Source organism: Neisseria sp. P0007.S010, assembly GCF_051962875.1.
GTDB classification, from domain to species: domain Bacteria; phylum Pseudomonadota; class Gammaproteobacteria; order Burkholderiales; family Neisseriaceae; genus Neisseria; species Neisseria subflava_A.
In genome coordinates this window covers 67,129-86,126 of the sequence record NZ_JBQCUX010000003.1, presented here as the reverse complement: position 1 = coordinate 86,126, position 18,998 = coordinate 67,129, and the positions used below count along the sequence as shown (strand labels likewise).

Annotated in this window: 21 protein-coding genes and 2 tRNA genes; 4 read left to right on the top strand and 19 right to left on the bottom strand. The window is 47.8% G+C overall.

Going from position 1 to position 18,998, the window contains the following annotated elements; all coding sequences use genetic code 11:
• The 13 genes from ACTHR7_RS03235 to mraZ all read right to left on the bottom strand — a co-directional run.
• On the bottom strand, positions 1 to 302 hold a 302-nt coding region (locus ACTHR7_RS03235), incomplete at its 3' end, for a tetratricopeptide repeat protein (protein ID WP_440370310.1).
• A gap of 61 nt (positions 303 to 363) precedes the next feature.
• Complete coding sequence (locus ACTHR7_RS03230) at positions 364 to 852, bottom strand: group II truncated hemoglobin (RefSeq protein ID WP_070459561.1); 489 nt, start codon at positions 850 to 852, stop codon at positions 364 to 366.
• Between the two features lie 115 nt (positions 853 to 967).
• Positions 968 to 2,050, bottom strand: coding sequence for a phospho-N-acetylmuramoyl-pentapeptide-transferase (mraY, locus tag ACTHR7_RS03225; RefSeq protein ID WP_003685861.1), 1,083 nt, complete (start codon positions 2,048 to 2,050; stop codon positions 968 to 970).
• A 101-nt stretch (positions 2,051 to 2,151) separates the two neighbouring features.
• A complete protein-coding gene (locus ACTHR7_RS03220; protein ID WP_003748282.1) occupies positions 2,152 to 2,301 on the bottom strand; it encodes a hypothetical protein in 150 nt (49 codons plus the stop codon).
• 15 nt (positions 2,302 to 2,316) lie between these two features.
• Positions 2,317 to 3,681 carry a UDP-N-acetylmuramoyl-tripeptide--D-alanyl-D-alanine ligase gene (locus ACTHR7_RS03215; protein ID WP_440370309.1) on the bottom strand — a complete coding sequence of 455 codons (1,365 nt, stop codon included), beginning with the start codon at positions 3,679 to 3,681 and terminating at the stop codon, positions 2,317 to 2,319.
• Complete coding sequence (locus tag ACTHR7_RS03210; RefSeq protein WP_070645591.1) at positions 3,678 to 4,181, bottom strand: hypothetical protein; 504 nt, start codon at positions 4,179 to 4,181, stop codon at positions 3,678 to 3,680. Before ACTHR7_RS03210 ends, ACTHR7_RS03215 begins: the two co-directional genes overlap by 4 nt.
• Before the next feature lie 21 nt (positions 4,182 to 4,202).
• A complete protein-coding gene (locus ACTHR7_RS03205; protein ID WP_070645593.1) occupies positions 4,203 to 5,057 on the bottom strand; it encodes a peptidase in 855 nt (284 codons plus the stop codon).
• 24 nt (positions 5,058 to 5,081) lie between these two features.
• Positions 5,082 to 5,603, bottom strand: coding sequence for a M23 family metallopeptidase (locus ACTHR7_RS03200; protein ID WP_070645595.1), 522 nt, complete (start codon positions 5,601 to 5,603; stop codon positions 5,082 to 5,084).
• A gap of 180 nt (positions 5,604 to 5,783) precedes the next feature.
• Positions 5,784 to 7,262 carry a UDP-N-acetylmuramoyl-L-alanyl-D-glutamate--2,6-diaminopimelate ligase gene (locus ACTHR7_RS03195; protein WP_070645597.1) on the bottom strand — a complete coding sequence of 493 codons (1,479 nt, stop codon included), beginning with the start codon at positions 7,260 to 7,262 and terminating at the stop codon, positions 5,784 to 5,786.
• 26 nt (positions 7,263 to 7,288) lie between these two features.
• Entirely contained in the window at positions 7,289 to 9,037 is a 1,749-nt protein-coding gene (locus ACTHR7_RS03190; protein ID WP_004518895.1) for a peptidoglycan D,D-transpeptidase FtsI family protein, read from the bottom strand.
• Between the two features lie 78 nt (positions 9,038 to 9,115).
• A complete protein-coding gene (ftsL, locus tag ACTHR7_RS03185; RefSeq protein ID WP_003681879.1) occupies positions 9,116 to 9,379 on the bottom strand; it encodes a cell division protein FtsL in 264 nt (87 codons plus the stop codon).
• Between the two features lie 63 nt (positions 9,380 to 9,442).
• Positions 9,443 to 10,405 (bottom strand): 16S rRNA (cytosine(1402)-N(4))-methyltransferase RsmH, encoded by a 963-nt coding sequence (rsmH, locus tag ACTHR7_RS03180; protein ID WP_070645599.1) that lies wholly within the window; start codon positions 10,403 to 10,405, stop codon positions 9,443 to 9,445.
• The gene (gene mraZ, locus ACTHR7_RS03175; protein WP_003748265.1) at positions 10,402 to 10,857 is read right to left on the bottom strand and encodes a division/cell wall cluster transcriptional repressor MraZ; all 456 of its coding nucleotides are present in this window, start codon (positions 10,855 to 10,857) and stop codon (positions 10,402 to 10,404) included. The genes rsmH and mraZ overlap by 4 nt, the downstream gene beginning before the upstream one ends.
• Positions 10,858 to 11,258: 401 nt before the next feature.
• On the opposite strand from mraZ, the gene ACTHR7_RS03170 reads away from it, so the two are divergent.
• From ACTHR7_RS03170 to ACTHR7_RS03160, 3 genes are all read left to right on the top strand, one after another.
• A complete protein-coding gene (locus ACTHR7_RS03170; protein ID WP_070459582.1) occupies positions 11,259 to 12,410 on the top strand; it encodes a class I SAM-dependent methyltransferase in 1,152 nt (383 codons plus the stop codon).
• 106 nt (positions 12,411 to 12,516) lie between these two features.
• Positions 12,517 to 12,593 (top strand) — tRNA-Met (locus tag ACTHR7_RS03165).
• Positions 12,594 to 12,599: 6 nt separating this feature from the next.
• Positions 12,600 to 12,675, top strand: a tRNA-Ala gene (locus ACTHR7_RS03160).
• A 139-nt stretch (positions 12,676 to 12,814) separates the two neighbouring features.
• Here the strand turns inward: ACTHR7_RS03160 and ACTHR7_RS03155 are convergent.
• The 6 genes from ACTHR7_RS03155 to ACTHR7_RS03130 all read right to left on the bottom strand — a co-directional run bounded on the left by ACTHR7_RS03155 (position 12,815) and on the right by ACTHR7_RS03130 (position 17,847).
• Positions 12,815 to 13,219 carry a ClpXP protease specificity-enhancing factor gene (locus tag ACTHR7_RS03155; RefSeq protein WP_254347288.1) on the bottom strand — a complete coding sequence of 135 codons (405 nt, stop codon included), beginning with the start codon at positions 13,217 to 13,219 and terminating at the stop codon, positions 12,815 to 12,817.
• 11 nt (positions 13,220 to 13,230) lie between these two features.
• A complete protein-coding gene (locus tag ACTHR7_RS03150) occupies positions 13,231 to 13,836 on the bottom strand; it encodes a glutathione S-transferase N-terminal domain-containing protein (protein ID WP_039861850.1) in 606 nt (201 codons plus the stop codon).
• A gap of 214 nt (positions 13,837 to 14,050) precedes the next feature.
• Positions 14,051 to 14,836 (bottom strand): cytochrome c1, encoded by a 786-nt coding sequence (locus tag ACTHR7_RS03145; RefSeq protein ID WP_039864285.1) that lies wholly within the window; start codon positions 14,834 to 14,836, stop codon positions 14,051 to 14,053.
• A gap of 14 nt (positions 14,837 to 14,850) precedes the next feature.
• Positions 14,851 to 16,374, bottom strand: a complete 1,524-nt coding sequence (locus ACTHR7_RS03140; RefSeq protein ID WP_225905498.1) for a cytochrome b — start codon at positions 16,372 to 16,374, stop codon at positions 14,851 to 14,853.
• A gap of 18 nt (positions 16,375 to 16,392) precedes the next feature.
• Complete coding sequence (gene petA, locus ACTHR7_RS03135; RefSeq protein ID WP_070459589.1) at positions 16,393 to 16,974, bottom strand: ubiquinol-cytochrome c reductase iron-sulfur subunit; 582 nt, start codon at positions 16,972 to 16,974, stop codon at positions 16,393 to 16,395.
• Between the two features lie 123 nt (positions 16,975 to 17,097).
• Entirely contained in the window at positions 17,098 to 17,847 is a 750-nt protein-coding gene (locus ACTHR7_RS03130; protein ID WP_293203810.1) for a Nif3-like dinuclear metal center hexameric protein, read from the bottom strand.
• A gap of 175 nt (positions 17,848 to 18,022) precedes the next feature.
• Between ACTHR7_RS03130 and ACTHR7_RS03125 the strand changes: the two genes are divergently transcribed.
• Positions 18,023 to 18,949, top strand: coding sequence for a LysR family transcriptional regulator (locus ACTHR7_RS03125; RefSeq protein WP_070504237.1), 927 nt, complete (start codon positions 18,023 to 18,025; stop codon positions 18,947 to 18,949).
• The last annotated feature ends 49 nt before the right edge of the window (positions 18,950 to 18,998 follow it).

The window sequence follows — 18,998 nt, the reverse complement described above, 5'->3', positions numbered from 1 at the left end:
AACGCTTCGGCATAGTCTTGACGGACGCCTTCACCTTTGTAATACATCAGACCCAAATTACTTTGGGCTTGGGCATCCCCTTGTTCTGCAGCCTGCCGATACCACTGCACTGCCTGTGCATCGTCTTGAGGGACGCCTTGCCCGATGGCATACATCACGCCCAAATTATATTGGGCATCGACATTCCCTTGCTTCGCAGCTTGAAGCGTTTTCTGAAAATTCGGCATATTATCCGCCCAAACTGCCTGCGCCAAGCCAAAAGATAACAGGGCTACCATCATTTTTTTTAATAATTTATTCATTCTAAAATCCATTTCTTTCAAATTATTGTTTCTGTTTTATCCAAGAAGTTTCAGACGGCCTTTAGCCAGCAAATTCCTTAAAAAAGCTATTTACACCGTAGCTACTCAAAATCTGCTGCAATTCCGGTGCGCGCACCCATGGGTCAACCGCCATCGGCGGCATAGGCGGTTCGATACCGTCTTCGTTTTGGTTACGGCACCAATCTGCCATGGCAAAAACTTGGATTAACACCGGCTCAGCAAGTACTTTGTCGATGTCCAGTTCGCTCATGGCTTGGGCAAAGCAGGCGATCCATTCGTTGCGGACTTGTACGTTGACGGCAAAAGGCATATGGCGGGCGCGCAGTTGAGGATGGCCGTATTTTTCGACAAAAAGTTGCGGTCCCCCGAGCCAGCCGCTAAAAAATTCGTAGAGCTTTTCGCGTATCAGGGTCATGTCTTCGCCGTGCATCTGGCGCAGGGCGCGGTATTGCGGTTCGAGTTCCATCAAGTCGTAGAAACGGTCGGTCAGGGTGCGGATGCCGGTTGCACCACCAAAAGATTGGTACATGTTTGGGGACTTTCTGTGTGGATTATTACGGGATTTATTTTGAGACGTAGGATTCAGGCAAGCATGCTTACCTTACATAATGGCCGTCTGAAAGTTTCAGACGGCCTTTGGAGATTTAGCGGATTTTGAGGGTACTCAAGCCGATTAACACCAAGACGATGGTGATAATCCAGAAACGGACGACGACTTGGGTTTCTTTCCAGCCTTTTTGTTCGTAATGATGATGAATCGGCGCCATCAGGAAGATGCGTTTTTTGGTGCGTTTGTACCAACCGACTTGCAACATAACGGAAATGGCTTCAACAACAAACAGGCCGCCCATGATGACGAGGACAAATTCTTGGCGGATGATGACGGCAACGGTACCGAGCGCCGCACCAAGCGCGAGCGCGCCGACGTCGCCCATAAAGACTTGTGCCGGATAGGCGTTAAACCACAAAAAGCCGAGGCACGCACCACACATGGCGGTACAGAAAATCACCACTTCGTTTGCGCCGGCAACGTAAGGCAATTGCAGGTATTGGGCAAATTGGGAGTGTCCACTGGCATAAGCAAAGATGGCAAGGCCGGCGGCGACAAGTACAACGGGGAATGCGGCCAAGCCGTCCAAACCGTCGGTCAGGTTAACGGCATTGGATGTACCGACGATAGTCAAGTAGGACAATACCAAGAAGCCGACTACGCCAAGCGGCAAGGCAACTTGTTTGAAGAAGGGAACAATCAGGATATTGTTGGCAGAGTTTGTCGCAAGGTAGAACAATGCCAAACCGGCAATGATGGCAACGCTGGACTGCCACACCATTTTGAATTTGGCAGACACGCCGTTAGGGTCTTTATAAACCACTTTGCGCCAGTCGTCGTAAAAACCGAGTGCACCGGTAGCAAGCAAGACGCCTAAGAGAATCCAGATATAAGGATTTGCCCAGTTGCCCCACAAGATTGTGGATACGGTAATGGCAGTCAAAATCAGCGAGCCGCCCATGGTTGGCGTACCGTTTTTGATCAGGTGGGTTTGAGGGCCGTCGGTACGGACGGCTTGGCCGACTTTAAGCGCAGTCAGCTTGCGGATGGTCCACGGACCCAACAATAATGAAAATACCAGCGCAGTCAGCGCGGCCATTACGGCACGAAATGTGGTGTATTGAAAAATATTCAGACCGGTTAACCAGTTACTGAAATGTGCGAGCCATAAAAACATGGGGCTTCCTTTTTTGTTTTTGTTGTTACAGCGGGCTTATTGCCCAATTAAAAATAAATCGGTATGCCATCTGAAATTGCAGACGGCCTTGTTGAGTAAGATTATTTCTCTACCACGCAAATCGGATAGTTTCCAGGATTCTTTCCGCCGCCCAAATCCAAGCAGGTATCTTCATAAATAAATGCCTGTACTTTCATTCCGGCATAAAACGCGGCAATCAGCAAACCAGCCAATAGTAAAATCTTTTTCATATTTCAGACGGCCTTTTACGCAGTTGTTGTTGCCAATGCCTCGACCACTTCTTCCATCTTCATAAAGCGCGAGCCCTTGACCAATACGGTGGCGCGTTCAGGCAAGTCGTGCCTCAACACTTGAATCAGCGGATCTTTGTCAGCAAACCACAAACCTTCCGCGCCAAACGTTTCCGCTGCTTCAACGCTGTTGTCGCCGACAAAATATGCGGCCTCGATGCCTTTATCCCGTGCATACGCGCCAACTTCGGCGTGCATGGCAGCGGCTTCGTCCTCGCCCAATTCGCCCATATCGCCCATCACAAAAATACGCGGCGCAGGCATAGCGGCGAGCACATCAATGGCAGCTTTCATGCTGTCGGGGTTGGCATTATAAGTATCGTCAATCAAAGTCGCGCCTTTAATGCCTTGCTTGATATTCAGACGGCCTTTGATATTACTGAAATTTTTCAGGCCGTCTGAAACTTCGGCAAGACTCAAATCTGCCGCCAAAGCCAGAGCAGCCGCCGCTACGGCATTATGCACATTGTGTCGGCCGGGGACTGGCAACACCACGGCAACACGTTCATTGCCACGCACCAAATCAAATTCGCAGAACAACGGTTTCAACTCAATATTTTCTGCATGGACATCGCCACTGGCAACGCCGAAAGTCTGAGCGTTCAATTGCGCAGTAGCAGCTTCAAATGTAGCGATATTGGCATCTTCGCACGGAATCAGCGCAATGCCGTCTGAAAGCAAACCTTCGTAGATTTCACTTTTTGCTTTAGCAATATCGCCGACGCCATCAAAACCACAACCGACATGCGCACGCAAGGCGTTATTGACCAGAGCAACATTCGGACCGGCAATTCGGGTCAGCAAAGACAATTCGCCAAAATGGTTCATACCCATTTCAATGACGGCATAGCGGTGTTTTTCGTTCAACTTCAACAAAGTCAGTGGCAAGCCGATATGATTGTTGAAATTGCCGGCTGTCGCCAACACAGCTTCATCACCGAATCGATGACGCAATACGCCGGCCAACATCTCTTTAACCGTCGTTTTACCGGAAGAGCCGGTAATGCCAAAGACAAACGGATTCACATTTTCACGCCACGCCTTCGCCAGTTTTTGCAAAGCCGCAAGCGTATCGTCAACCTTCAACGCGCCTTTCAAAGCCACACAATCTTCGCGCGAAACCACAACTGCCGTCGCCCCCGCTGCCAACACATCTTCAACAAAGTCATGCGCGTCAAAGCGCTCGCCGGCAAGCGCGAAAAATACGTCGCCGTCCTGAATATCGCGGCTGTCTGTAACGATACGCGAAACAGGTTGATTTTCAGACGGCATCGGAAGGTTGAGGGTCTGACAAATAAAATTAAGGTCTAGTGGTTTCATGATTGTGTTTCTTGTCCTTGTTCTAACGGCTCCACATTTTTATCCGTATTTTGGGAAACCATTTTTAAATGACGATAATTGCGTCTTGCCAGCACAATAAAAAGAATAGCGGCAAAATTTACACCGACAGTAAGCTTATGTACCGTAAGGCTAAATGATAATTGCAGTACACTTTCTATATAATACGTAAAAGAAAATGCCTCTCCTACAAAGACTATTTGCAACAAGCATGGCGTGTACACATATATCATTCTATTAAAACCTATTTCACGGAATTTAAACGCATTCCATGCTGCAGACAGCGCCAACACACCCAAAATGAAAAGTAAAATCCCAAAAAACACAGCCCATGCCATGTTGTTAATCAGTCCTTGCACACTCTGAATTGATGCCAGAATCAACCAAACCACGCCCTGTACAAAAGTCAGCCATGCCATAAATTTACCGCTTTTGGGCAATTTTTTATAATCAGGAAATGTATTGGAAAACCAACTTTTCATACTATAAATCACTTTCTCTTATCAACTGCCGATTTTCCCGTACTGCTGGTAATCGGAAAAACACAATACAATGGTTTTACCGTTTTGGCGGTAGGGGTGGCAAAGGCTGTAATTGCCATCTTTTGCCTCATAACGTATTTCATTTGTTTGTCCGGCAAATACCCTCTGCAAGTATTCACGCTCGCTCAGATTTGGGGCATAAAGATATTGCGTTTTGCTGATTGTTTCTTTATTGCCATTCCGAGTAACGACAAAACCATTATCATCGCCTACCCCCTGAGCATTGGGCGCCTGCTCATCAATCCCACTTAAATGGGAATCGGCTGAAAAAGCCAAATAAACCTGTTTATTACCTATCGTATCCGGCACAATCACCGTAGCGGCTTTAAAGGCAGAATCTTCCTTCGACATCAGCTCAAGGATTAACGCCGCTTTTTTGATGTACGCCAATTCAAAACGATAATCTGCCAACGCGTTGATTTGCGATGGATTATCCTTGACGATACGCTCTAGAGATTGAGTCAAAATCTGACGTTTTTGCTGAACAGTCAGATAATTTCCGCCAAATAACAGGGCTGCTAAAACGGGAAATACTGCCAACAACAAATATAAGGTTTTCCGGCTACCTTTGCTTTCTTCCTCTTGTCCTCGCTCGGCGATACGGGTCAAATTCAGCATGATGTTCAATATCAAGGCACCCGCCATCACGGCAAAAATCCCCAAAATACTCATCAGGAAAATTTCCGTAATGTATTCGCGGAATACCTTAAGCCCGAAAACATTGGATGAAATCAGAACAAATACCCAATACACCAGCAGCACGACTGCTACCATACCGATGATATTCGTTGCCTTAACCAATTTCTTTGCGTTCATACTCTCAAATCGTGTTCAGACGGCCTATCTATTCTGACTAATCAGCGGATACGGATTTACCGCGCCGCTGGGCAGATACACGCCGTAATGCAGGTGGGCCGGTGTAGTTCTGGCGTTGCCGGTTTTACCGACATAGCCGATAACCTGCCCTTCTTTGACTCGCTCATACAGGCGGATACGGGCAAATTTATTCAGATGGGCATAGTAATGCCACGCACCCGGCCCTTGAATACCGATAACTTTACCACCCAATCGGTTGCGCCCGATTTTGGTCACGATACCGGGCGTCGTACTGCGTATCGGCGTATTTTTCTTAGCAAAAATATCCACACCTTCATGCCTGCGCCCCTGACTGCGTGCGGCGCCCCAAGTGTCGTCAAAACGTTTGCCTTTAACAGGATTGGGCAGGCTTTGCTCGGCAGGAGGCTGTTGCGCCCTCAACTGCTCGATTTCGGCAGTAGGACGCGGAAGTTGTTTGGTTGTACAACCTGCGAATAAAACCACGGCTGCACTGATTAATAAGGTTTTTATCGGCATTTTCAGCATCAAATCGGTCTCCTTGTTGTTCAGACGGCCTTGTTAAAAAATCCTCTGAAACAAACAACTGTGATGGGTTTAATGGCTGACGTGCCGTAATGCGTGTGTCGTATTGCTTTTATTGTATAGGTTTAAATCTTTTTCAGACGGCCTTAAGGTTTCGGGCCGTCTGAATATTTGCGTTATGGCTTAACTGCGCTCTGCCAATGCTTTTTCTGCGATTTCAAAATCGGAGAAATGGTGCTTCACGCCTTGTACATCCTGATAGTTTTCATGCCCTTTACCGGCAATCAGAATGATGTCATTCGCAGCGGCTTGTTCAACCGCATAACGGATGGCAACAGCGCGATCAACTTCAACACGCTCAGGATTAGGTACGGCAGGCAAAATATCGCTGATGATGTCTTGCGGATTTTCCAAGCGCGGGTTATCGCTGGTAACCACCACTTTATCGGCACCCTGAACTGCTGCCGCGCCCATCAGCGGGCGTTTGCCACGGTCTCGATTGCCGCCGCAACCAAATACGCACCACAAAGCCGCACCCTGCGGTTTGATTTCCTGCAAGGTGGAGAGTGCTTTTTCCAATGCGTCGGGCGTGTGGGCGTAATCGACAACGACCAAAGGTTTGCCGCTGTTCATAATGCAATCCATGCGGCCTGAAGCAGGACGGATTTTTGCCAGCACTTCCAAAATGTTATTGAGTGGATAGCCGTTGGCACACAGCAAGGTAACGCAGGCGGCGAGGTTTTGCGCGTTGAATCGTCCGAGCAGACGGGTACGGCATTTTCCTTCGCCCCACGGGGTTTGGAATACGGCTTCCATGCCGTCTGAAGAAGCGGTGAAATCGGTAATGCGGATATCGGCTTGCTCGCCAAAGCCGTAGCCGTAAACGGCTAAATCGGGACAGTCTTTTTTCAGACGGCCTACCAGTTCTGCACCGTATTCATCATCGACATTGATGATGGCGTGTTGCAGACCATGCCAGTAGAACAAGCGCGATTTGATGGCGCCATAGGCTTCCATGGTGCCGTGATAATCGAGGTGGTCTCGGGTAAGATTAGTGAAGATTGCACTGCGGAATGGCACGCCGTTGACGCGCGATTGGTCAAGGCCGTGGCTGGAAACTTCCATCGCGGCGGCTGTTGCGCCTTGTTGACGGAAACGGTAGAGCAGGGTTTGGACATCGACGGGAGCGGGGGTGGTGTGCGTGGTTTCTTCCAATGCGCCCCAAAAGCCGTTGCCGACCGTGCCGATAATGGCGGTTTTTTCTCCCAACAAATCGGTGGCTTGCGCCAGCCATTGTGTGATGGAGGTTTTGCCGTTGGTGCCGGTTACGCCCCAGACTTTGAGGTCGTCTGAAACATTGCCATAAACTTGCGCCGCCAACATGCCGGCACGGTGTTTCAAATCTTTGATGCCTTGATTGGGGACTTTCCATTCGGGATTCCACGCGAATTTGCCGTCGTCGTCCCAAAAAACAAAAGCCGCGCCGTTGGCAATGGCTGCGGGGATATAACTGCGACCGTCCGTATATTCGCCCTGACAGGCAACGAAAATATCACCTTGTTTAATTTGACGGCTGTCTGAATGCAACAAACGCCCTGCTGCGTTTGCACACAGCAGAGGCGGAATGTTGGTTTCAGCTAAAGGGGTTAACTTGCTGAACATAAACAATATCTCTTTGATTGTTTGGATTATGACGGTACTTTGACAGTAGCGGTATTACTTAAAGGCTTGGTCGGGGAAACGCCCAAGATGTTCAAGCTTCCGCTCATGACTTCTTTGAATACGGGACCGGCAACCACGCCGCCGTAATAGCCGTTGGCAGTCGGTTCGTCAATGGTAACGGCCACAATCACGCGTGGATTTTTAGCCGGAGCAAAACCGATGAATGTACCGACGTGTTTGTTGTCTACATAGCGACCATTGACCAGTTTACGCGCCGTACCGGTTTTCGCACCTACATCGAAACCATCCACAGCACCGGCAGTACCGGTACCGCCGGCTTCAGTAACGGAAACCATCAACTCGCGCACTTTTTTCGCAGTAGAGGCTTTGATGACGCGCTTGCCTTTAGGGGCAACCGCTTGTTTTTCAAAGCTGACCGGCAACAATTCGCCGTCATGGGTCAAGACAGTATAGGCTCGCGCCAACTGCAGCAGGCTTAATTGCAGGCCATAACCGAAAGACATGGTTGCTTGTTCGATTTTTTGCCATCTGCGCCAGCTTCTCAACAAACCTGCAGTCTCACCAGGAAAGCCTGAATGCATGCGCACACCCACACCTAAATCATGATAGAAATCGTACATTTCTTTAGGCGTAAACATGGCAGAAAGTTTACTGGTACCGACGTTGGAAGATTTTTGCATAATGCCGCGCACATCCAAAGTAGGATAAACGTGGGTATCTTGTACGGTAGCCGGACCAATTTTGTAAGGCAGGGTATTGAACGTATCGGTTGCATCCACTTTGCCCGAATCCAATGCTTTGGCAATGGTAAACGGCTTCATGGCAGAACCGGGTTCGATCATGTCGGTTACGGCGCGGTTGCGGCGCTGTTCGCTATTGGCTTGACCCGGTTGATTCGGATCGTAAGCCGGGCTGTTGACCAAAGCCAAAATTTCGCCGGTTTGCGCATCCAATACCACAACTGTACCCGCTTTGGCTTTGTGATAAGCCACCGCTTTGTTTAACTCGTCATAAGCGAGCGTTTGAATACGCTGATCCAAAGACAAAATCATGTCTTGGCCGTTTTTAGGCACGCTGTTGCGTGGAGAGTCGAGGCTGTCTACGATATTGCCTTTGTTGTCACGCAATACAACTTTCGCACCATCTTCACCGCGCAGGCTGTCTTCACGGGAAAGCTCCAAGCCCTCCTGACCTTTGCCGTCGATATTGGTAAAACCGATAACGTGCGCAAACAGATTGCCCATCGGGTAATGGCGTTTCAATTCTTTTTGGAATGCAATGCCTTTAATGCCCAATGCTTTGATTTCTTCTGCTTTCTCGTAGCTGAGTTGACGTTTCAGATAGATAAAGCCTTTGTCTTTTTTAGACAATTTATTTTTCAAAACTTCAACAGGCACATCAGCAATGGCCGACAATTTTTCCAACTGCTCGTCAGTCGGCATTTCCTCCATACCGGAAGGCATGGCATACAATGATTCGGTAGGCGCACTCAAAGCCAATGTGGCACCATTGCGGTCGGTAATCATACCGCGTGATGCCGGCAGCGGAAGCGTACGCACAAAACGTTGGTCGCCCTGATTTTTCAAAAATTCATGCTGACTGGTTTGCAGATAAACCCCGCGCACCAACAGACCGGTAAATGCCAGCGCAACAGCGCCCAGCACCAAACCGATTCGCCCGTTACTTGTCAGCGGCTTTTTCGTTTTTGTTGTTCCAGACAGCATTTGAGGTTTATATTCGTTCTTAATTAACATGTTGAACTTCTCATGACTTAGCTGCTCAGTGAGCCATCAAATCCCGTAAATCTTGCACCAATGCAAGGCTCTGTATTCTTATTTTTTGCGTTCCAGCATAGCCGTATTATGCGCACCCGGAGGAAGCAGATGTTGCTTTTCGGCCGCCACTTTAATCAACTTGTGGTTTGCCAATCTTGCTTGCTCCAATTTCAGGCGCGCGTAATCCTGTTCCAACTGAATTTCCCGTTTTTGTGCCTTATCCAACTCGATAAAATGCAAACGGGACTGGTTTTGCTTAAACACTACGGCAAAGGCTGAGACCGTCACCAAAACCAGCAATAAAATATTCAACTTACCCATCTCAAACTTTCAGACGGCCTGTCAACAGGATTATCTCTTACGACAGCGTTTAGACGCCATCCCCTACTCAATAACCGAAAATTCGCCACTGCTTCGCTCCGCCACACGCAAAACTGCACTGCGCGCACGCGGATTGGCTTCAGTCTCTGTCGAATCCGGTTTGATTGCTTTGCCCACAGCCTTCAAAGGCGGCTGAGGCAAATCCGCTTCCTTAACCACTGCCCAACGGGGCAATGGCGCATGTTGCGAATATTTTTTAATAAACTGCTTCACAATTCTGTCTTCCAGCGAATGGAACGCAATGACAGCCAAGCGCCCACCCTCTTTCAGACGGCCTGCAACCTGCGGCAAAACTGCCTCTACCTCTTCGAGCTCGCGGTTAATAAAGATGCGAACTGCTTGGAAGGTGCGCGTTGCAGGGTCTTGTCCGCGCTCACGAGTACGGACGTTTTGCGCCACAAGCTGCGCCAGCTTGCGGGTTGTATCGATGGGACTCTCCTCGCGTTGCGCAACAATGGCGCGCGCAATCTGGCGACTAAACCGCTCTTCACCATAATTCTTAATTACCTCGTGTAAATCCTGTTCGGATGCAGTTGCAATCCATTCTGCCGCAGACATCCCACGGGTCGGATCCATCCGCATATCCAACGGCGCATCAAAGCGGAAACTGAATCCGCGGCTGCCATCGTCAATTTGCGGCGACGAAATCCCCAAATCAAAAAGCGCACCGTCAATCTTATCGATGCCCAATTCATCCAAGGCCGTCTGAAATGTTTCAAAACCATTGTGTACGACACTGACACGTTTATCTTGCGCCGCCAGCTCATTGGCTACCGCAATCGCCTCGGGGTCTTTATCAAAAACAACCAAACGCCCCTGCTCACCCAAACGCGACAAAATCAGCCGGGAATGCCCTCCCCTACCGAACGTACCGTCCACATAAATCCCGTCTTCACGGATTGCCAATGCATCCACCGCCTCATGCAATAAGACAGTAACATGCTGATAATTTTCAACTTTACTCACAATTGCAAATCCGTTTGACTCAATTGGAAAGCCAATTCATCAGGATCGATATCCAAAGCCTGATTCATTTCCTCTTCCCAATGTTCGCGACCCCACAACTCCATACGGTTTGCACGGCCAACCAAAGTAACTTCTTTTTCAAAATCCACGCGTTTGCGCAGATTGGCCGGAATCAAAACGCGTCCGGCGCTGTCCCACTCCAAAATCTCCGCATTGTGCAGCAGCAAATTCTGATACCGTTGCAAAGATTCATTGCCGGCTACTTTCAACTTCAGAATCTGCTCGGCTTTTTCTTCCCAAACGGGCTCGGGGTACATCAATAATTTTTTTCGGGAATCCAGGGTGACCACAATTGCAGGCGTATAACGGCGCAGCAAAATATCGCGGAATTTGGCAGGAATCGCCAACCGCCCTTTACTGTCCATACTCAATTCATGAGCACCGCCAAACACATCACACCCCAAATTCGATTAAAATAAAACAGAGTGGGATTAAAAATCCCACCTTCCTAAAATCTTTCGTTTTCACTTCCACGGAACACTTTTTAGGAAAAAGTAACCACTTTCACCCACTATGCCCCACTAACCGACACTATAAGAAATTTTGGCAATCAGGTCAAATCCGTTTCTTATCTGAAATAAAACACTAAACACTTTAAATTCAATATCTTATATATATAATGATGCATGACATATGGGTTTATTAAGTGTCTCGTTTAGCATTAAATACTATATGTAGTATTATTCATGGTATAAAAATACTACATATAGTATTTTTATACTCAATTACCACCCCTCTCATAAGGAGCTATAATATACAAACAAATTCAATTTTTTTACATTATCTAACAGTCATGAAGCCTCAACTCCCCCTTCCTTCCCCTGATGCACAAGCCTCTTCAGCACACCTGACCAAGCTTATAAAAAACGAAATTGAACAACATCAAAACTGGATACCCTTCTCCCGTTTTATGGAGCTTGCCCTTTACACACCTCAATACGGCTATTACAGCGGAGGCAGCCATAAAATTGGTACGGACGGCGACTTCATTACCGCCCCCACCCTCTCCCCCCTATTCGGACAAACCCTTGCCAAACAACTTGCCGAATTACTGCCGCAAACAGCAGGCAATATCTATGAATTTGGTGCAGGTACAGGTCATCTCGCTGCTACACTCTTGCAAAACCTTTCAGACGACCTGAATCATTACTATATTATTGAGCTATCGGCAGAACTTACAGAGAGACAACGCCAATATATTATTGAACATACCTCCCCAGAAGTAGCCGCCAAAGTCATCCACCTCACCACATTGCCCGAACATTTTGACGGCATCATCATCGGCAACGAAGTATTGGATGCCATGCCGGTGGAACGCTTGATTTATCAAGATGAAGGGTTTCAACAAATCGGCGTTAGCCTAGAGAATGACGAGCTAATCGAAGTCATTAGACTATTAACCCAAGCCGAACTTACGCAAACAGCCGCCTTATACTTCCCTCCCCTTCCCTCATACACAAGCGAGCTGCATCCGGCACAATATGCCTTTATCCAAACCCTGGCCGCCAAATTGCAGCGCGGCGGCATGATATTTATCGACTACGGCTTCGATGCCGCTCAGTATTACCATCCGCAACGCAAGGAAGGCACATTTATCGGCCACTATCGCCACCACACCATCCATGATCCGTTTTTCAATATCGGCCTGACCGATTTGACTGCGCACGTCAACTTCACCGATATCGCACGCGCCGGCACGGAATCAGGTTTGGACTTAATCGGCTACCTGCCCCAATCTTATTTCTTGCTCAATCTCGGCATCACCGATCTGCTGGCACAAATCGGCAGCCCGGATTCGGTTGAATATATCCAAGCCGCAGCAGCAGTACAGAAACTGATACATCAGCACGAAATGGGTGAACTTTTTAAAGTGATCGCTTTTGGCAAAGACATCGATATTGATTGGACAGGCTTTAGCCACGGCGATATTTGCCATAAGCTATAGCCTGACAACTTACTTTTTATTTTTTAAAAACAATAAGAAATAAAAAAAAGCAAAATTAGCGCTTGCCAAATATTCAAAAAAAACTATAATAGCGACTTCACGAAACGGCGAATTAGCTCAGTCGGTTAGAGCAGAGGAATCATAATCCTTGTGTCCGGGGTTCGAGTCCCTGATTCGCCACCAAATTTCGGGGGTATAGCTCAGTTGGTAGAGCGCTTGCATGGCATGCAAGAGGTCAGCGGTTCGATCCCGCTTACCTCCACCACTAAACAAAAAAGCTCTTGTTAAACGCAAGAGCTTTTTTGTTTGGTTTAATTAATAATTAATTGCTCATTAATTTTGCCATTTCAATACCCAATCAATAAAGGCCGTCTGAAACATTTCAGACGGCCTTTTATCTTTAATTACTTCACAAGCTTCAATACTTTTTTCGGTTTTTCTTCCGCAGATTCAGCTTTTTTATCTTCCGCCTCTGCAGCTTCAACAGAAACAGGCTGATATGGTTCTACCTCAAAACCCATACCCTCTCCACTTTCGCGGCCAAATATACTGACAATATGACCAACCGGAATCCAAATCTCGTGCGCTACGCCGGAAAAGCGTGCAGAGAAATTGACCCATTCGTTGTCGATATTCAAGTTATGGCTGGCGGTAGGACCAATATTTAAAACAATTTCATTATCGCGTACATACTGCATCGGCACACGGGTATGCTCATTTACCCAAGCCACGATGTGCGGTGTTTGGTTATTATCCAAACACCATTCATACAAAGCACGCAACAAATACGGTTTGGTTGAAGTTACCATAGATCCGTCCCTTAACGACGCATGGCTTTTTCAGCCGGCGTCAATGCTTCAATAAAGGCTTCGCGTTGGAAAATACGCTCGGCGTACTTCAGCAAAGGCGCAGCAGATTTACCCAGTTTGATGTCGTAATAGTCCAAACGCCACAACAGCGGAGACAAGGCAACATCAATCATGGAGAAGTCATCGCCCAAGATGTATTTGTTTTTAGTAAAAGACGGTGCCAACAGTGTCAGACCATTGCCAATGGCTTCACGCGCTTTAGCTTGTTCTTTATTGGTAGATTCAGGGTTTTCCAGCACTTGCACCAAGCTGAACAATTCTTTTTCCATACGGTACAGTACCAAACGGCCGCGACCGCGCATAACAGGATCACCCGGCATCAACTGAGGATGAGGGAAACGCTCGTCAATGTATTCGTTGATAATGTTTGATTCGTGCAAAATCAAATCACGCTCAACCAGAACCGGTACTTGGTTATACGGATTCATCAAAGCCAAGTCTTCAGGTTTATTGAACACGTCCACATCTTTGATTTCAAAATCCATGCCTTTTTCGTACAGCACAAAACGGCAGCGCTGGCTGAATGGACAAGTAATACCTGAATACAATGTCATCATAATCTTTTACTCCTGATAAATCTTTTCAGACGGCCTTAAGCCTTATAAAAATTCAGACAGAATTATACATAATTTCAAACACTTAATCCAGAAATTTCATATATCACATTGTTTATATTAAGTAATTTTAAAATTTACATTATTTCTGCATAAACCAATTTCACAAACAAAAAAGGCAAACCTGAAACAGGTTTGCCTTTTTGATTCAAAAGAATTAGTGAACGTCTTTCCAGAATTCTTTTTTCAGGAAGTAAGCCAATGGCAGCATTACCGCAAACAGGAATGCCAGAACCATGTAGCCGATGCGGTGGCGTTGCAACTGAGCAGGCTCACCCATGTACACCAAGTAGTTCACCAAATCGCGTACATAAGTATCGTACTCTTTTTGGATCACTTTACCGTTAGGCAGGCGACGGCTGTGCAGACCGGTAGATTCCCAATACAGCTTAGGAGTCAGGTTGCCATGCTCGTCTTTAATCATAACGGGCTGACCTTTAGCATCCAACTCAACGGCTTGAACACCTTGTTGCTCCCACAATGGGTGAGGCATACTCGCGCCAGCCAAAACAGTATTGTTCCAACCGGTTGGACGAGTTGGGTCTTTATAGAAGCCGCGCATATAGGCGTACAGGTAGTCTGCACCTTTAGAACGTGCGATCAGGGTCAAATCCGGCGGAGGCGCACCCAACCATTTGGAGGCATCTTTCGGATCCATTGCCGCTACCATGACGTCACCAACGTTGTCTGTTGTGAACATCAGGTTTTTCTTGATTTCATCTTCAGTCAAACCAATATCTTTCAGACGGTTGAAGCGCATACCGCTTGCAGAGTGGCAAGACAAACAGTAGTTTGTAAAGATTTGCGCACCGTGCTGCAGACTGACTTGATCACGCAGGTCGATATCGACTTTTTCGTAGTGTCCGCCGCCGCTGGCGACGGCTGCACTCATAGGCACTGCCAGCAATAAGGCAGCAAACCAGTTTTTCAGAGTTTGTTTCATTTTCGCTGCCCTCATCAGATATTGGTTGCAAACAAGTAAGCACCGACAACGGTAATACCGACGTAAACAAAGAACATAATTTTTTGTTTAGTAGTGCTCATGGTTACGCGTTCAGGCGTAGCTTTTTCGCTATTAAACGCATTCAGGAATGGAATAGCTGCAAAGAAAACAGTGTAAGCCAAAACGAACGCCTTAACGATGTAATTTGGCAAGACTGCAACTAAATACAGGTTATAAATAATTAAAGCTGCATAAACAAACAGACTAATTAAATATTTAATACCACCAGCTTTTTCAGCCAACCATTTAGGGTTTGTATGCAAAGGCATACCGATGAAGAACAAGAAATAGAATGCACTGAATGCACGAGCAAAAGCTGTACGAGTATCATCTGCTACCAATGCACCCAGAATTCCCAAGCCGATAAAAGATACAACAAACAACGCCAACATTACTTTGAAAGAGTTGTTGCGGTAACGAACAGATTTTACAGGTGACTTATCCAGCCAAGGCAACAAGGCAATCAATACAACTGCTGCACCCATGCCGATTACACCCCATACCTGAGTACCTGCCATCGAAGGAATCGCACGCAGAATTGCGTAGAACGGGGTGAAGTACCATACCGGCGCAATGTGCGGAGGTGTTTTCAGCGCATTTGCTGCATCGAAGTTTGGCGCTTCCAAGAAGTAGCCGCCGCCTTCAGGTGCAAAGAACAACACAGAACAGAAGACAATCAGGAATACAACGACACCCAAAATGTCTTTAACGGTGTAGTAAGGATGGAATGGGATACCATCGCGTGGAATACCGTTTTCGTCTTTGTTTTTCTTGATTTCAACGCCATCAGGGTTGTTAGAACCCACTTCGTGCAGGGCGATGATGTGAGCCACAACCAAGCCGAGCAATACCAAAGGCACAGCGATAACGTGCAGGGCGAAGAAGCGGTTCAAAGTAACGTCGGAAACGTTGAAGTCACCGCGGATCCAAGTGGACAAATCAGGACCGATAACAGGGATGGCGGAGAACAGGTTAATAATTACCTGCGCACCCCAGAAGGACATTTGACCCCAAGGCAACAGGTAACCCATAAAGGCTTCTGCCATCAATGCCAAGAAAATCAGGGAACCGAAAATCCACACCAATTCACGAGGTTTTTTGTACGAACCGTAAATCAGACCGCGGAACATATGCAGATAAACGACGATGAAGAAGAAAGATGCGCCGGTGGAGTGCATGTAGCGGATAATCCAACCTCCGGACACGTCGCGCATGATGTACTCTACTGCGGTAAAGGCAGCAGGCAGATGGTAAGCGTTAAGGTTGCCGTCCGGTTTGTAGTTCATGGTCAGGAAAATACCGCTGACGATTTGAATTACAAGGACGAGTAGAGCCAAAGAGCCGAAGTAATACCAGAAGTTGAAGTTCTTCGGCGCATAGTATTGAGCCAAATGCTCATTCCACATTTTAGACAGAGGGAAGCGATCGTCCATCCAGCCTAACAATGCTTTTGCTTTGCTATTGGTTTGGTTTGCCATAATTATCGTTCCTTATTTTTAGTCTTCGCCCACCAAAACAGTCGTATCGCTCAGATATTTGTAAGGCGGTACAACCAAGTTGGTCGGTGCAGGAACACCTTTGTATACTCGGCCTGCAATGTCAAATTTCGAACCGTGGCAAGGGCAGAAGAAACCGCCTTTCCAGTCTGCACCCAAGTCGGCGGGAGCAATATCGGGACGGTAAGTCGGAGAGCAACCCAGGTGGGTACAGATACCGATAGCGACGAGGAGGTTCGGCTTGATCGAACGGGTCTCGTTTTTAGCGTATTCCGGTTGCTGATCCACTTCGGAATTGGGATCGACAACTGCGCCATCCAAACTTTTCAAGTCTTTGAGCTGTTGATCTGTGCGGTTGACCAGCCAAATCGGTTTGCCCTGCCATTCGGCAGTCAGCATTTGGCCTGCTTCGATTTTGCTGACATCTACTTCGACAGCAGCACCGGCAGCCTTAGCTTTCTCCGATGGGAAGAAGCTGGCCACGAAAGGCGTAGCTACGCCCAGAGCCGCCACACCGCCTGCACCGCATGTAGCCAGTGTCAGGAAACGGCGGCGACCGTTGTTGATTTCTTGATTATCCATTATTCAGTCGTCCTAAAATTTTGGGAATACCGAGCCATTAAACAGCGTAATTCTACCTAGTTTGTTGTAATACTCAAAGCATTATTTAAAATAAGGTAAAGTTTTTATGATATTGCTCAATACTCAGGCAGGGTTGTTTTCATCAAAGTGAACCACTTCGATACCGAATTTTTCTGCCACGGCATCGCCTAAGGCGCGGACGCCGTAACGTTCTGTCGCATGATGGCCGGCACTGATAAATGCCACACCCGTTTCGTTGGCAAGATGATATTGTGCTTCGGAAATTTCACCGGTCAGATACGCATCGACACCTTCGTCTGCGGCCGTCTGAAAAAATCCCTGCGCACCTCCGCTACACCAGGCAATACGTTTGATTTCGCGTTCAAGATCGCCGATAACGGTCGGCTTGCGGCCGAATACCGCCTCGATGCGTTCAGACAACTGCGCCAGCGTTTGCGTGGTTTTCAGACGGCCTGCATTCAACAGGTTTTGCTCGCCGAATTGTTTTTCGAGCACCCAATCGAGTTTCTCGGCCAACTGTGCGTTATTGCCTAATTGCGGGTGCGCGTCCAGCGGCAGGTGGTAGCCCGCCATATTGATTTGGTGTTGCAGCAAGGTTTCAATGCGTGCTTTTTTCCAACCGGTAATCGTGACAGGCTCGCTTTTCCAAAACATGCCGTGGTGGACCAAAAGCATATCCGCCCCCTGCTCTACGGCAAAATCGATGGCAGCTTTGCTGGCGGTAACCGAAGTGGCGATTTTGGCAATTTCTTCTTTGCCTTCGACCTGCAAACCGTTGGGCGCATAGTCCTTAAACAGCCCGACCTGCAATGTCTCATCGCACCAAGCCAGAATTTCGCGGCGTAAAGCCATATTCCGCTCCTTATATCTATCTTCAAAAACAGCTTCGCATTCTAACCGCAAAATCTGTTTATGCCTCAAATTCTTACATTCCGATTTCAGCAATCATTCCCAACATTAATCAATTGCACATCATTATGAATTATTTTAATATACACCACCTTACCCACAGGCCGTCTGAAAACATATGGACTCTATTATCGAATTGCGTCATCTCAAAACCTTGCTGGCTTTAGAAGAAACCGGCAGCGTTTCCCTTGCCGCCAAACGGGTTTTCCTGACCCAATCCGCCCTGTCGCACCAAATCCGCGCCTTGGAAAATTATTACGAAACGCCGTTGTTTGAACGCAAATCCACACCACTGCGCTTCACTCCGGCCGGTATGCGCCTATTGCAACTGGCACGCGAGCTGTTGCCGCAGGTTGCCGCCGCCGAACGTGATTTGGTGCGGATTATTGAAGGCGAAGCCGGCGAACTCAGGCTTGCCGTCGAATGCCACACCTGCTTTGACTGGCTGATGCCTGCCATGGGCGAGTTCCGCCCCTTATGGCCGCAAGTTGAATTAGACATCGTTTCCGGTTTCCAAGCCGATCCGGTCGGGCTGCTGCTGCAACACCGCGCCGACCTTGCCATCGTTTCCGAAGCCGAGCCGCTCAACGGCATCAGCTACCGCCCCCTGTTTGCCTATGAAATGGTCGGCATCTGCGCAGAAGACCACCCGCTTGCCGACAAAGACATTTGGGAAGCCGAAGACTTTATCGACGAAACCTTGATCACTTATCCCGTCCCCGACGAAATGCTGGATTTGCCCAAAAAAGTGCTGCTGCCCAAAGGCATTAATCCGCCACGCCGCCATAGCGAGCTGACCATTGCCATTATCCAGCTGGTTGCCAGCAAACGCGGCATCGCCGCCCTGCCCTATTGGACGGTCATGCCGTATTTGGAAAAAGGCTACGTCGTCCACCGCAAAATCACTTCAGACGGCCTACAAAGCAAACTTTATGCCGCCATTCGTACGGAAGATGCCAACAAAGGCTATCTGGACAACTTCTGCCAAATCACGCATGACCGCTGTTTTGCCGACTTGCCGGGTTTGAGCGAATTGGAAATGTAAACTTGAAACAATCAAAAGGCCGTCTGAACAATTTCAGACGGCCTTTTTT